At 42.7% G+C, this 14010-nt stretch carries 15 protein-coding genes; 12 read left to right on the forward strand and 3 right to left on the reverse strand.

Annotated features, from left to right (window positions below; translation table 11 throughout):
* Positions 1-52: 52 nt before the first annotated feature.
* The 5 genes from R2B72_RS11485 to R2B72_RS11505 all read left to right on the forward strand — a co-directional run bounded on the left by R2B72_RS11485 (position 53) and on the right by R2B72_RS11505 (position 4548).
* The gene (locus R2B72_RS11485; RefSeq protein WP_412177832.1) at positions 53-1174 is read left to right on the forward strand and encodes a DUF445 domain-containing protein; all 1122 of its coding nucleotides are present in this window, start codon (positions 53-55) and stop codon (positions 1172-1174) included.
* Between the two features lie 12 nt (positions 1175-1186).
* Positions 1187-1534, forward strand: a complete 348-nt coding sequence (locus R2B72_RS11490) for a YlbF family regulator (protein ID WP_318616709.1) — start codon at positions 1187-1189, stop codon at positions 1532-1534.
* A gap of 111 nt (positions 1535-1645) precedes the next feature.
* On the forward strand, positions 1646-3154 hold the full coding sequence (locus R2B72_RS11495; protein WP_318616710.1) for a coproporphyrinogen III oxidase: 1509 nt from the start codon (positions 1646-1648) through the stop codon (positions 3152-3154).
* Positions 3155-3375: 221 nt separating this feature from the next.
* The gene (locus R2B72_RS11500; RefSeq protein WP_318616711.1) at positions 3376-4155 is read left to right on the forward strand and encodes an enoyl-CoA hydratase; all 780 of its coding nucleotides are present in this window, start codon (positions 3376-3378) and stop codon (positions 4153-4155) included.
* Between the two features lie 237 nt (positions 4156-4392).
* A complete protein-coding gene (locus tag R2B72_RS11505; protein ID WP_318616712.1) occupies positions 4393-4548 on the forward strand; it encodes a hypothetical protein in 156 nt (51 codons plus the stop codon).
* A 231-nt stretch (positions 4549-4779) separates the two neighbouring features.
* Here R2B72_RS11505 and mgsA read toward each other — a convergent pair whose 3' ends face one another.
* From mgsA to R2B72_RS11520, 3 genes are all read right to left on the reverse strand, one after another.
* Complete coding sequence (gene mgsA, locus R2B72_RS11510; protein WP_318616714.1) at positions 4780-5184, reverse strand: methylglyoxal synthase; 405 nt, start codon at positions 5182-5184, stop codon at positions 4780-4782.
* 56 nt (positions 5185-5240) lie between these two features.
* The gene (locus R2B72_RS11515; RefSeq protein WP_318616715.1) at positions 5241-5666 is read right to left on the reverse strand and encodes a VOC family protein; all 426 of its coding nucleotides are present in this window, start codon (positions 5664-5666) and stop codon (positions 5241-5243) included.
* A gap of 66 nt (positions 5667-5732) precedes the next feature.
* A complete protein-coding gene (locus R2B72_RS11520; protein WP_318616798.1) occupies positions 5733-5918 on the reverse strand; it encodes a YhzD family protein in 186 nt (61 codons plus the stop codon).
* Positions 5919-6069: 151 nt separating this feature from the next.
* Here R2B72_RS11520 and R2B72_RS11525 point away from each other — a divergent pair, with 151 nt between their 5' ends.
* From R2B72_RS11525 to yhaM, 7 genes are all read left to right on the forward strand, one after another.
* Positions 6070-6267 carry a helix-turn-helix transcriptional regulator gene (locus R2B72_RS11525; RefSeq protein WP_318616716.1) on the forward strand — a complete coding sequence of 66 codons (198 nt, stop codon included), beginning with the start codon at positions 6070-6072 and terminating at the stop codon, positions 6265-6267.
* Between the two features lie 2 nt (positions 6268-6269).
* The gene (locus R2B72_RS11530; RefSeq protein ID WP_318616717.1) at positions 6270-6581 is read left to right on the forward strand and encodes a hypothetical protein; all 312 of its coding nucleotides are present in this window, start codon (positions 6270-6272) and stop codon (positions 6579-6581) included.
* 67 nt (positions 6582-6648) lie between these two features.
* A complete protein-coding gene (locus R2B72_RS11535) occupies positions 6649-7548 on the forward strand; it encodes an ABC transporter ATP-binding protein (protein WP_318616718.1) in 900 nt (299 codons plus the stop codon).
* Positions 7541-8806 (forward strand): ABC transporter permease, encoded by a 1266-nt coding sequence (locus R2B72_RS11540; protein WP_318616719.1) that lies wholly within the window; start codon positions 7541-7543, stop codon positions 8804-8806. Before R2B72_RS11535 ends, R2B72_RS11540 begins: the two co-directional genes overlap by 8 nt.
* Positions 8807-8929: 123 nt before the next feature.
* The gene (locus R2B72_RS11545) at positions 8930-10141 is read left to right on the forward strand and encodes a DNA repair exonuclease (protein ID WP_318616720.1); all 1212 of its coding nucleotides are present in this window, start codon (positions 8930-8932) and stop codon (positions 10139-10141) included.
* A gap of 9 nt (positions 10142-10150) precedes the next feature.
* Complete coding sequence (locus R2B72_RS11550) at positions 10151-13051, forward strand: ATP-binding protein (RefSeq protein ID WP_318616721.1); 2901 nt, start codon at positions 10151-10153, stop codon at positions 13049-13051.
* A complete protein-coding gene (gene yhaM, locus R2B72_RS11555; RefSeq protein WP_318616723.1) occupies positions 13048-13986 on the forward strand; it encodes a 3'-5' exoribonuclease YhaM in 939 nt (312 codons plus the stop codon). Before R2B72_RS11550 ends, yhaM begins: the two co-directional genes overlap by 4 nt.
* Positions 13987-14010 lie beyond the last annotated feature (24 nt).

The raw sequence follows: 14010 nt of genomic DNA on the forward strand, positions 1-14010 counted from the left end.
AAAGAAACGGAAAAAGGTGAAGCGATTGGATTTTTTATGGACATTGGTATTTATGGCCTTTATTGGCGCGCTGATTGGTGGATTTACCAATCACTTGGCGATCAAAATGCTTTTTAGGCCACATGAAGCAAAATATATTGGGAAATGGCGTTTGCCGTTCACGCCTGGGTTAATTCCAAAACGGCGTGACGAATTGGCAAGGCAGCTTGGTAAGACGGTTACTAATTATTTGTTAACCCCTGATACTTTCCGCAAGAAGTTATTGACACCTGACATGGAAAAAAAGGCAGAGAGCTTTATTCAACAGAAACTGGTAGAACATGTCCTGCATTCAGATAAAACCTTGAATGATTGGCTGACGACTGCGGGTGCAACACAAGTTGCAGACAAAGCAGAACAGAAAGTGTTGGAAGTGCTCAATGCCCAGCTTAACGCCGTGCGTCGAAAACTGACGACCGGAACGGTAGAAGAGGTGCTGCCGGAAATGTGGCGGGTAAAAGTAGGAGAGCGTATTCCAACTGTGACAACGTACATTTTGGGTAGGTCAGAACAATACTTCGCATCCGATGAAGGAAAAGCAATGTTCCGTAATCTCATTGATGATTTTCTGGCGTCTAAAGGAACATTAGGTAGTATGGTCAATATGTTTTTTGGAGAATCGGAGTCACTTGTTGGAAAAGTACAACGAGAAGCCATCAAGTTTGTTACTGCACCTGGTACTACAGCTTTAGTGAATACAATTATTTATAATGAGTGGGAAAAGTTGCAACAACGTCCTGTTGAGGAATTGTTGACTGGCTTTGATTGGGACGGATTGTTCGGCTCAATCACGGCATATGCGAAAAATGAATTGGCCTTGGAAGCGCGTCTTAATAAGTCAATTCGTGATTATTGGCCGGATGGGGCAGAGTGGACAGCTGTTAACATCACACCAAAGCTGATCGAATTTGCTTTTAAACAAGCAGAAGAACAATTAGAAAAATCACTTGGAAAATTGAAATTAGATGATATGGTAAGAGAGCAAGTCGATACGTTTCCAGTGGCTGTGCTGGAGGATCTCGTATTGGGCATTTCCAAGCGCGAATTCAAAATGATTACCGTTCTTGGGGCATTGCTCGGCGGAATCATCGGTATCGTTCAAGGCCTTATCGTCTTTGCAACAAATTTATCGTAGGGGGAACTATCAATGACAGTAAATATCTATGATGATCTAAACAAGTTGGAAGCAACATTTCGTAAAACAACAGAATTTGCAGCAGTGGAACAAGCGGTAGGTGAAGTGAAAGCGGATGAAGAAGCACTTGCTCTATTTAAAAGCTTCCGTAAAATCCAGATGACACTTCAAGAAAAACAAATGCAAGGTGAAGAAATTGTTGCAGAGGAACTTGAATATGCACAAAAAACGGCCCAGCTTGCGCAACAAAACACTAAAATCATGACGATGCTTGAAGCGGAAATGAAGCTTAGCGGCTTGATTGAAGAAGTGAATCGCGTATTGATGAAGCCCGTACAGCAACTATATGAATCCATCTAAAACCGGCATATGCCGGTTTTTCTTCTTTATCCCTAACGAAAATTTGGTACAATGAACGTTACTAATAAGAAAAAAACCTCAGATTTATCCATAGAAAGTTGGTACACATACATGCAGAAAATCGTTATAAAACAATCGTTCGAACAGGATTGGATTCGGATGTTCACCCATCTGGCTAATCTTTTTTTTGAGCAGTCGAAGATTATAGATGAAGACGAAGATGAGGCCATCAGTGTAGTGTTTTCACTTGAAAAAAATGAGGATAATATGCTGATAGGGCAAGCATTCCTTATTTGGGATGGTGCGGAGTATACTTCTGAGTTTTCTGAGCTGGAAGAGATGGATGATGAAAAAATCCAAACGCGTCAGCTAAAACGTATTTATTCACATATTTTACTTGAAGCACTTGAGCAAGCGACAGGTATGCAGCAATCATGGGGAATTTTAACGGGCATTCGTCCGATGAAGCTGTACCATAAATACCGTCAGCAAGGGCATAGCACGGAACAAGCACAGCAATTGCTAATGGATCGCCACCGAATTTCGCGTGAAAAAAGTGAGCTTCTTGCCCAAATTGCAGATGTTCAGCTGCGCTCAGTACCTGATTTGTATGACTTGAAAGATGAAGTGAGCATTTACATTGGTATTCCATTTTGTCCAACGAAATGTGCCTATTGTACGTTTCCCGCCTATGCGATTCATCGGAAAAATGGTCGGGTAGAATCTTTCCTTGATGGATTACATGAAGAAATTCGTGAAATGGGGAAATGGTTAACAGAGCATAATATGTCGATTACGACTATTTATTTCGGCGGAGGCACGCCAACTTCAATTGAAGCAGAAGAGATGGATGCTTTGTACGAAACGATGTATGCCTCGTTTCCAAACATGGAAAATGTGCGTGAAATAACGGTGGAGGCGGGCCGTCCTGATACGATTACGCCTGCTAAAATTGACGTGCTGAAGAAATGGGGCATCGACCGCATTAGCGTCAATCCACAATCGTATACGGATGAAACCTTGAAAGCTATCGGGCGTCATCATTCGGTTCAGGAGACCGTCGATAAATTTTGGCTATCCCGTAATATGGGCATGAAAAATATTAATATGGATCTCATTATCGGTTTGCCGAATGAAGGCATGGAGGAGTTTCAGCATTCGCTTGATGAAACCGCAAAGATGCAACCGGAATCACTGACGGTTCATACATTATCATTCAAACGAGCGTCTGAAATGACACGTAATAAGGACAAGTACAAAGTTGCAGATCGTGGGACGGTTGAACAAATGATGAAGCTTGGCGAACAGTGGAATGCGGAAAATGGTTATGAGCCATACTATTTGTATCGTCAGAAAAACATTTTAGGCAACTTAGAAAACGTTGGCTATGCAAAACCGGGTGAAGAAAGTATCTACAATATTATCATCATGGAAGAAGTACAGACGATTATTGGTGTGGGATGTGGGGCGTCTAGTAAGTTCATCGATCCGAAGTCAGGAAAAATTACGCAGTTTTACAATCCGAAAGATCCGGCAGCGTATATTCTGACGTTTGAAGATGCGATTGAGAAGAAGCTGGAGCATTTGAATACAATTTTCCCAGAGACGGTGAGTAGTTAAATCAATTACGCCGAGGCGTAATTGCGTCCAGATTTTGAATCGAGCGAGCTCGATTAACTCCTTTCAAAATCTGTGACATCCGCCGGAGGCTTTATTTATATTCAGCAAGTGTTGAACACTTGCTGAATATAAATAAAGGATATATGGAAAAGACATCGAATATATATATAATGAATGGTGATTCATTTTACTTCATACTATTATAAGGGGTGTCTTTTTTTATGTATACAACTGTTGAATTGACAAAAGAGGGACGACTTGCGCGTCTCACATTGAACAGACCTGCGTCGATGAATGCGATGGATGGCGTGATGATGAAGGAGCTTGCAGACGTTTTTGAAGAACTGAAGGGCGACACAATGATGCAAGTGTTAGTGATTCAAGGGGCAGGCCGAGCATTTTCTGCTGGTGGGGATATTAAAGCGATGGTGGATCCGAACAGCCCAATGGATATTGGAAAGGTAATGGTCGATGTGTCACGTCTTGCGAAAGCATTGTACACATTGCCACAAATTACGATTGCGGTCGTCCACGGGGCGGCGGCCGGGCTCGGCTTTAGTCTTGCGCTAGGCTGCGACATCATTATTGCGGAGGAAGAAAGTAAATTGGCGATGAACTTCATTGGAATTGGTCTTGTGCCGGACGGGGCAGGCCATTTTTTCTTAAAAGAACGTATCGGTGTGCCGCAGGCGAAAAAATTGATTTGGTCAGGTAAGGTAATGAACGGTTCGGAAGCCTTGACGAAGGGATTGATTGACGAAGTGGTGCCGGAAGGTCAGGCTGCTGAATACGGCGAAGCCTATGCACAGAAATTACTTGCTTCACCTATTGCGTCGATGATTGCGTCGAAGAACATTTTGCATATGCAGAGGCTTTCTGAACTTGAAAATGTCTTGAAAATGGAAAGCGAAGCACAAGTGGCGATGCGCAAAACGGCTGACCATATGGAAGGTATTCAGGCGTTCGTGGAGAAGCGAAAACCAGTGTTTACGGGGAAATAAGAGCAGTGCCGGATGTGAACCTTACGGGGTGACATCCGGTATTTTTTATCAATTAGAGGTTTTTCTTGTATACTGGATGAAGAAGTATGTTCGAATGACAAAATGATGTGAATTATAATTATAGCGTGAAGACAATCTATAGCGAAAGATGAGGTGAGGATAATGGAAGAGTTATTAAAACAGTTTATGGGGCAGATGGAGAATCGCTTTGAGCAAATGGACAAGTGATTCGAACAAATGGAAAATCGTATGGAGGAACGTTTTGACCTGATTGACAAACGTTTCGATAAGGTTAAGCTAGAGATAAGAGAAAAAAAAGTAGAAATGGCAAATAATCAAACTGAAAACAGGAGCCATTTTAGACATATGGAAGAAAGACTCGACCAACAGTAGCAAACTTTCCAAGTTGTTGCCGAGGAGATAATAGGCATTAAAATTGATATTAACTATTTAAATCAAAAAAATGCAAAGCATGACATGGAATTAACAACTTACACCAGCGTTTGATGGTATGAATGAATTGAAAAAAGATACATCTACACGGATAGCCATCCAAGTAGGTGTATCTTTTTAAATTTATGTCGGACTCATTGATAAATTAGAGAATGCTTTGATAGACTAAAGTTATTTATATTTATCCGCCGTTTCTCGCCAAGCAAAATAGCCATTTTCGACAGAGCGTATTAACAGTTCAGCCGTTGCAATATTTGTTGCAAGTGGGATGCCATAGACGTCACATAGTCTTAGTAGTGCACTGACATCAGGTTCATGTGGCTGTGCTGTCAATGGGTCACGGAAAAAGAGGATTAAGTCCAAATCGCCAGTCGCCAGCATTGCACCGATTTGTTGGTCCCCACCTAAAGGTCCTGACATGAGTCGGTTAACGGTCAGTTTCGTTTCGTCCATAATTCTTTTCCCCGTCGTACCTGTTGCATATAACGTATATTGTGAAAAGATATGCTCATAGGCGATTGTGAAGTTCACCATTTCGTTTTTCTTTTCATCATGAGCGATTAATGCGATTTTCATTTAGAACACCCCTTTTATTCTACTGGTAAGCAATAATCTAATTCCCTTATAGATTATCACAATTTGTCGATATGTGTATGAATTAATTTAGGCGCTACTAATTCAACCTTCATTCTATCCGGGTCTTCAAAGAAAACGGCGTAATACTCGGGTCCACCGGCAAATGGATGCTTTTCGGGATAGAGAATGCGGATTCCTCTATCTTGTAATTTGTCTGTTAGCTCATCGACCTGTTGACGTGAGCTTGCGTGAAATGCCAAATGATTAAGGCCAACTCGGCATCTATGATAGGGCACATCCAAAAACCTGTCCTCCGCCTGCACAAAAACAAGATAGGTTTCGCCTAATTTCCAACTCCGCCCACTGTCCCATTCCTGAAACAGGCTATAGCCTAATTCCTCTAACAACCAACCCCAAAAATCAATCGTCTTTTTCAAATCAGAAACGTACAGTTCAATATGGTGAACAAGTCCTTGTGACATCTATTTTTCCCCCTTGTTATCTAAATGAAAATGCAGCTAAGCGAATTTTTGCTAAGCTGCACTTTTTTATGAATGAAACAATAATAATTTCCCGGCTGGAGATGCAAGACGATGTGTTTTTTCGACAAGGTCTTTTTCTTCAAGTAATGCCTGCCCTTGTATTTTTGCAGCTTCATCTGTTTCCGCTGTGAACGTCTTCTCTGTAATCAATTTCCCAGTTGGTTCATATGCAGTCAGCTTATAAGTTCTCAACACATTCACCCTTCCCATTCTCTTTCAGTCATTATACTACAATACTACAAAAGATTGTGAAAATAATATGTAAAGGTTGCTTGACATCAAACGTATAGTAAAGTAACCTTTACGTAAAGCTACCTTTACTATTGAAAGGGGGAGCAGGATATTGAATAACTTGATTAAAGAAATGCGGACGGAGATGGGATTGACGCAGGATGACTTGTCGGAAAAATTGGAAGTTTCGCGGCAGACGATTATCTCGCTTGAAAAAGGCCGATATAACCCATCGTTGACTTTGGCATTCAAACTTGCGAAGTTGTTCAATTGTCGCATCGAAGATATTTTTACACCGGAGGAGGAATGAGGATGTACGAAGGATTTGACATATGGGCATTTTTATTGGGATTTCCACTTTCCCTCGGGATTGTTTTAATTATTCTGTTAGTAAATTCGAGGATAGGTAAGAAAAATCGATTGTTTGACGAGCGATATAGGAAAATCCATCAACAGGCTAGGTCAATTTCATGGGGAGTGACAACAGTTGCGATATACATTGCATGGATGATTGTCATGATTGTAGAAGGACCTCGTCTTGCTTTTTTCATTCTGGCAGGGATTTGGGTCACACATATGCTGTCGTATTTAATTGGTGCAGTTATAGCTAACAGCAAAAACTAACAAGTGTGAAACTTCTAGGTGTTAGACACGTATAGTTATAAGGTTGAAATTTGAAAGGGGTAACAATATGACTCTACTACTTGAAAATGTCACAAAGCGTTTCGGCGATTTTACGGCTGTGAACAATTTGACGCTGTCCGTTGGCGATGGCACGATGTATGGATTTCTTGGCGCCAATGGGGCAGGCAAGACGACAACATTCCGGATGATTCTAGGATTATTGAACGCGAATGAAGGGCGGATTACATGGAATAATAAGCCTATCACTTATGCAACAAGTCCTGAAATCGGGTATTTACCAGAAGAACGCGGGCTTTATCCGAAAATGAAGGTAGAAGACCAGCTTATTTTCCTCGCACAACTGCGGGGCATGAGCAAAGGAGATGCGAAAAGAGAGCTCAACAACTGGCTCGACCGTTTTGAAGTGCCGCATTATGCCAATAAAAAAATTGAAGAGCTATCCAAAGGAAATCAGCAAAAAATCCAAGTGATTGCATCGCTTCTGCATAAGCCACAATTGCTCATTCTGGATGAACCATTTTCCGGTCTTGACCCGGTGAATGTTGAGATGTTGAAAGCGGCAATATTGGATTTCCGTAATGACGGCGCGACCATTATATTTTCGAGCCACCGCATGGATCATGTGGAAGAATTATGTGAGCAGTTAAGTATTATTGATAAAGGTAAACAGATTGTCAGTGGCACACTGCGTGATGTCAAACGGTCATTTAGTAAGCAGAATGTCCGTATTCATTCAGATAATGATTTGTCACAGCTTGAATCGATTTCGGGTGTCACATCTGTCCATAATACAATCGAAGGGGCTGTCTTCCAAGTTGAAATGGAAGATATTGCCCATAAACTATTGACGGCGGCTTTACAAACAGGACCAATCCGTCACTTTGAAATTGAAGAGCCTTCGTTGCAAGATATTTTCATCGAAAAGGTGGGGAAACAACATGCGTGAATTCATGATTATCTTTAAACAGGCTTTCGTGACCAAAGCGAAAACGAAGTCGTTTATCATTACAACGGCGATTATGATGGCGGCAGTCTTCTTATTTGCCAATATGGACAGAATTATTGATGGTGTGAAAAGTGTGACAGGCGGCGGTAGTGAGTCGTCGCAAGTGCTACAAGTGATTGACGATAGTGGTATTTTAATAGACCGTTTGGCAGCGCAGTTCAAGGCTAATGGCTCTGATAAGACAGTAGAAAAAGCCAGTGAATCGGAACAAGCACTGACGGATAAGGTGAAAGAAGGAGAAATTGATTCCTTTTTGACAGTGAAATTGGATGAAGCCAATACGATTCAAGCGAACTATACATCTATGAGCTCAATGGAATTCACGCTTCCGATGATGATACAAGAGGCGCTCCAGTCCATTCAAACGGAAATGAAGGCAGAGGAGTTATCATTGTCCGGTGAACAAGTGCAGACATTATTTGCACCGATTCAGTTTGATCAACATTCCGTATCTCCGTCAGCAAAAACGGAGGAGGAGTTGAGCCAGGCACGCGGTCTCGTCTATGTACTCATGTTTCTCATCTACTTTGCAGTTATAATGTATGCCAGCATGATTGCAACAGAGGTGGCGACGGAAAAATCATCGCGTGTCATGGAGATTCTGATATCGAGTGTATCGCCTGTTAAGCATATGTTTGCCAAAGTAGCGGGGATTGGCTCGCTTGGTTTATTGCAAATGGTGTTGTTTGGCCTCGCAGGGTTCATTGCGTTGAAAACGTCAGCATCTGACATGGCGGATGGTTTCTTCTCTGTCTTTGGTTTTTCGAATTTGAATGTCGGAACAATCGTTTATGCCATCGTGTTCTTCCTATTAGGTTATTTCCTCTATGCGACGCTTGCCGCTTTACTTGGTTCGCTCGTTAGCCGAACAGAAGATGTGCAACAAATGATTTTGCCAATGACATTGTTAATTGTGGCGGCATTTATGATTGCGGCAACTGGGCTTGGTAATCCAGAAATGGCGTATATCAAATATGCTTCCTTCTTCCCGTTCTTTGCACCACTCGTTATGTTTTTACGCGTCGGCATGTTGGATTTACCCGTTTGGGAGCCGGTGCTATCCATTGCGATATTGCTCGTCACGATTTTCATCCTCGGCTGGTTTGGTGCACGCGTCTACCGCGGTGGCGTTTTGATGTATGGCCCATCAAGGTCATTGAAGGATATTAAGAAGGCAATTCAGTTAGGGAAGGAATAAATTTTTGCTTAAAGCCTTATCGCTCATGAAATCACATGCGATAAGGCTTTATTTTATGTGCCAAAAATAGTTATTTGTGATAAAATAAGAACAAGTATTCGTTTGTAGAAGGAGGGATTTGAGTTGTCGACGATTCGATTTATTCACACGGCAGATTTGCATTTGGATAGTCCATTTAAAGGCATGACGGGGCTACCAATGGAGCGGTTGAACCACTTACGTGACAGTACGTTTGTGGCGTTCACTAACCTGATTGACCACGCAATCAATACAAAACCAGATTTCGTGCTAATTGCTGGGGATATTTATGACGGTGAGGATCGAAGTTTACGTGCGCAAATGAAATTCCATGAAGGTATGGAAAAGTTGAATGAGGCGGGCATTTCGGTGTTTATTTCCCATGGCAATCATGATCATCTGGCTGGGAAATGGACGCGCTTTGCGTTACCACCAAATGTACACGTATTTAACGATCAGGTAGAAGAAGTACAGTGTAATGTCAATGGACAAGCTGTTTCAATTTATGGCTTTAGCTATAAAGAACGACATATTCGTGAGCGAATGGTTGATGCGTATCCAATCGCGCAGAATCAGGATGCGTTCCATATCGGCATGCTACACGGCAGTTTGGCTGGGGATGACACGCATGCGGTGTATGCACCGTTTACGAAAAGTGAACTACTGGCTAAACATTATGATTATTGGGCACTCGGCCATATCCATCTGAGACAGCATTTGCATGAACAACCTCCGATTGTTTATCCGGGGAATTTACAAGGGCGGCATCGCAATGAGCGGGGCGTGAAAGGGTTTTACGAAGTAGAGTTATCGAAAACGGGTGCGTCACTGCAATTCATTTCCGCATCTGCAATTGTTTTTGAACGTATGGATGTGTCTTGTAAAGGAATGCGTCATGCCAATGAATGGCTGGCGGCTTGTCGAGAAGTGCTTGAGTCTTTCACATCACAGCATGGAGCAGGAATTGTCGAGTTGTCGATGATAGATGTTGATGCGGGGACTGCAGAGTTATTTAGCCAATCGACAGAGCAAGAGTGGTTGGATGTATTACGCGATGTGATTGGAGACAGCGAGCCTTTTGTTTGGGTACAGAAGCTGTCATTTGCAAGGCCAGCTAATCTTTTAGCAACTTCAGGAGCACTAGGTCAATCGGTCATCGGCATGATTGAAGGCTGGCAGGAGGACGAATGGAAGGATGTTTTAAAAGAGCTGTATCAGCATACGCAAGGTGTAAAGTATTTGGATATTTTAACGGCAGATGAACTTTATGAGGTCAAAGCTGGGGCAATTGCATTATTAGCGGCAGAAATGGAGTGAGGTGATAAAGTGAAAATTGATAAGCTAATCATTTATGGATTTGGCAAGCATGACAATGTCACCGTCGATTTTGGCACGGGTATTACGGTGTTATACGGCTTGAATGAAGCCGGAAAAACGACTATTCAGCAATTCATCTTACATATCCTTTTTGGCTTCCCACCCAAAAATAGTGCCTTGCTACGCTATGAGCCAAAATCAGGTGGCAAGTATGGTGGGCAAGTGCATGTTGTGGATAAAAAATACGGCAAATGTATGATTGAACGTGTTCGCGGAAAATCAGCGGGCGATGTCACGGTCCATTTTGAGGATGGAACAACAGGCGGAGAACAGGAACTGAGCATGCTTCTGCGCCACTACGACCGGACATCATTTGAATCCATTTTTTCGTTTTCTCTATTGCAGTTGCAAGGCTTTGACAAGATGGATGAGGAAGAGCTTAGCCGTACGCTTTTGGCTTCGGGGACAACAGGTGTTGATTCGCTGATACAGCTTGAAAAGAGAATGGAAAAAGAGATGGGCGAGTTGTTTAAGAAGTCCGGAAAAATTCCAGAGATAAACGTCAAGATGCTTGAACTTCGCGAACTGGAACTGGAGCTGAAAGAGGCGCAAGGAAAAGTGGCAGAGTATGCACCAGCTATTCAGCAACTACAAGAAATCGATGCACGTCTGACTAAATTATACGCTCGGCAAAAGACGCTTCAGCAAGATGCCCAGCAGTTATCGATTGTACGCCAGCTTCTCCCTCTTCATCAGAAAAAAATAGCTCTTGAAGCTAAGCTTACGCAATTAAATGCATCATCATTTCCAGTGGATGGTATTAGGCGTTACGAGGCATTAGTAGATAAATGGACGGAAGCAACTGCAACGACACAGAGATTGACCGAAGAACTGACGGCATTGGCTATAAAAATGCCACAACAACAGCCTGCTGATCGTTTAACGGATAGCGAGGTTTTATTGGCAAAAGAGGCGGAGTGGCATGGTTGGTGTCTGGCAGAGACAGCAGCGGCAGATGAACTTAGGCGTTTAACGAGCGAAAGAAGTTATTTAATCGGGCGTCTTGGTGTTCAAGGACAACTGGCGGAGCAGCGTCTGCTGCGGGCCGACTTGTCGATGCAGAAGGAAGAAGAGATGCATCTTTTGTTAGGGCAACTTGCTGAAAGTGACCAGCAAATTGGTTATTCGGAACGCCAGCTTGTTCAACTTGATAATGATTTACTCGATATTGAAACAAAACTGGCTACACTGCAACAAGCCGACCCTTCGCAAGAGGAATTGGAGCGCGCACAACGATGGCCTCAGATTCGCCAACAGCTTGCCGAAGCGAAAGCATATATGGCATTTGGAGGGCGTCAGGCAGAAAAGAGTACAATCGCTGTGCCGGCAATTCTATTACTACTTGCTGTCGTGTGCATCCTCATTGGTTTTATCCAACAACATTGGTTTGTTGTTGTAATTGGTGCTGTCATTGGCGTAGCTGGTGCATTCTTTTGGAAGCAAAAGGATTCACAATCTAATGAACCAACTAAAATGCGGGAGATGGAACGATTCATCGCTTTGTATGATGGTCAAGAACAGCAGATGGAGCAACTTGTGGAGCGTATAGCGAGCACTAAACGGGAAAAAGAAGGGCTACAACAAGCTTATGCAAGTTTTGAACGGAAGCATCTTGCGCTTTTAGCGGAGCTTGATATCTTTCATGACAATAGACGGCAAGTAGAATCACAGCTTGTTCAATTGTTACAAGCGTACGGTTTTGATAGGTTGCCATCACCTGCAATCATTCCAGAATTGTTGCGTTTCATACGCCAATTCCAGGAAGTGACGAGAGATATAGAGGAAATGAATAACCAACAGCAAATCGCCCAAAAAAGTATCGCTATTCGGGTAACAGAAATTGAAAAAGTTCTGCAAAAAAGCGTGCCACAAGAAGCGATGTATGAGATGCTTAGAAGGGAATTTATACAGTTAAAAGAAGAGACTGAAATGCTCAAGTCATTGACTATGAGCATACAGCACAAGGAACAAGCATTGAAGGAGTCCGCTGAGCTAGCCGATACGCTACAAGACAGGTTACAGCAATTATTGGCTGAAGCAGGAGTGGAAACGGAAGAAGCATTTTACGTGGCGGATCGTGTACATCAGGAAGTTGGTCGTTTGACGGAACAGTTGACTGATACACAGTTGCAATTATCTGCACATGGAGCTATGGAAGTACCAGAGGGCATCACCGAGGAAGATTTAGTAGCTAAGGTGACTGACAACCAAACTACAAAGTTGGTGGTCGACGAACAGCTCAAGACGTTATTGAATGAGCAAGCTACCCTTATTCATAAAACGAATCATTTGCTGACGGATGAAACCTATGGACGCAAACTACAACTGTTCGAAATGAAGAAGGGCGAACTTGCCGAACTTGCGAAACGCTGGTCGGAAAGCAAAGTGATTGCTGAAGCAATTAGACGTACGATGACGGATTTGAAAGAGAAGAAACTACCTGAAGTACTTGAAGTAGCGGAAGGGCTATTCCGTGAATTAACAGGTGGTCGTTATGAATCACTTATTGTGACGGAGTCTGGTCGTTTTGAGGTGTTGGCCATCGATGGCAAGCGCTATCCGATTGGTGAGCTCAGTCAAGCGACTAAAGAACAGGCTTATATTGCACTACGGTTGGCGCTCGCTGCATCGATACTTGGGACAGCACCATTTCCAATGATTATGGATGATCCATTCGTCCACTTTGACGGACAGCGACTTTCGCGTATGATTGAATTACTAAATCAGTTACAACAGCATCATCAGTTTATTTACTTCACGTGCCATAAAGTGATGACTGAACAATGGCAGGATGCAACAATACTAAACGTTTCCGATATAGGAAGCGAACAGGGGGCGATTACACGATGAAGAAATTGACGGATTATAAAGTGGGCGAGCCACTAGATATTTATCTACTCATTAAGCAGTCTACCAAAGGAGTTACAACGCAAGGTAGTCCATTTATGACACTGATTTTACAGGATAAAAGCAGTGATATTGAAGCGAAACTGTGGGACACGACAGAAGAGCTAGCCAAAACATATGCCGCTGCTACCATTGTCAAAGTGGGCGGAGAATTACATGAATACCGAGGGAAAAATCAGTTGCGCATTAAAAGCATCCGTCCGGTTAAAGAGGATGAAGGAATATCGATTGCTGACCTCGTTCCTTCATCAGCCAAAAGTAAGGAAGTGCTGTATGAGGAGTTAATGCAGTATTTTTTTGAAATGCAAAATCCCCATATTCAACGAATTACCCGCCATTTATTAAAAAAGCATCAGGCGGCTTTCATGACATACCCAGCAGCGACAAAAAATCATCACGATTATGTGTCTGGGCTCATTGACCATGTCGTGTCGATGCTGAAACTAGGAAAAGCGCTGGCAGACTTATATCCATCACTTAATAAGGATCTCCTGTATTCGGGCATCATTTTACATGATGTTGGAAAGGTCATTGAACTGTCGGGGCCGATTGCAACGCAATATACGATTGAAGGCAATCTTCTTGGTCATATTACCATTATGGTCAATGAAATATCGAAAGCAGCAGACGAACTTGAAATCGTTGGTGAAGAAGTGATGCTCCTACAGCATATGGTATTATCTCACCATGGCAAGGAAGAATGGGGAAGCCCGAAACGACCGATGCTGAAAGAGGCGGAAATTCTTCATTACATTGACAACATCGATGCCAAGATGAATATGCTAGATCGTGCGCTAGGAAAAACAGCGCCAGGTGAATTTACCGAGCGAATCTTTCCATTGGATAATCGTTCATTTTTCAAACCATCTTTTGAATAAAGAAAAGCTGTCCCCATTGTTTTC

It is taken from the genome of Sporosarcina sp. YIM B06819, assembly GCF_033485175.1.
Lineage (GTDB): Bacteria > Bacillota > Bacilli > Bacillales_A > Planococcaceae > Sporosarcina.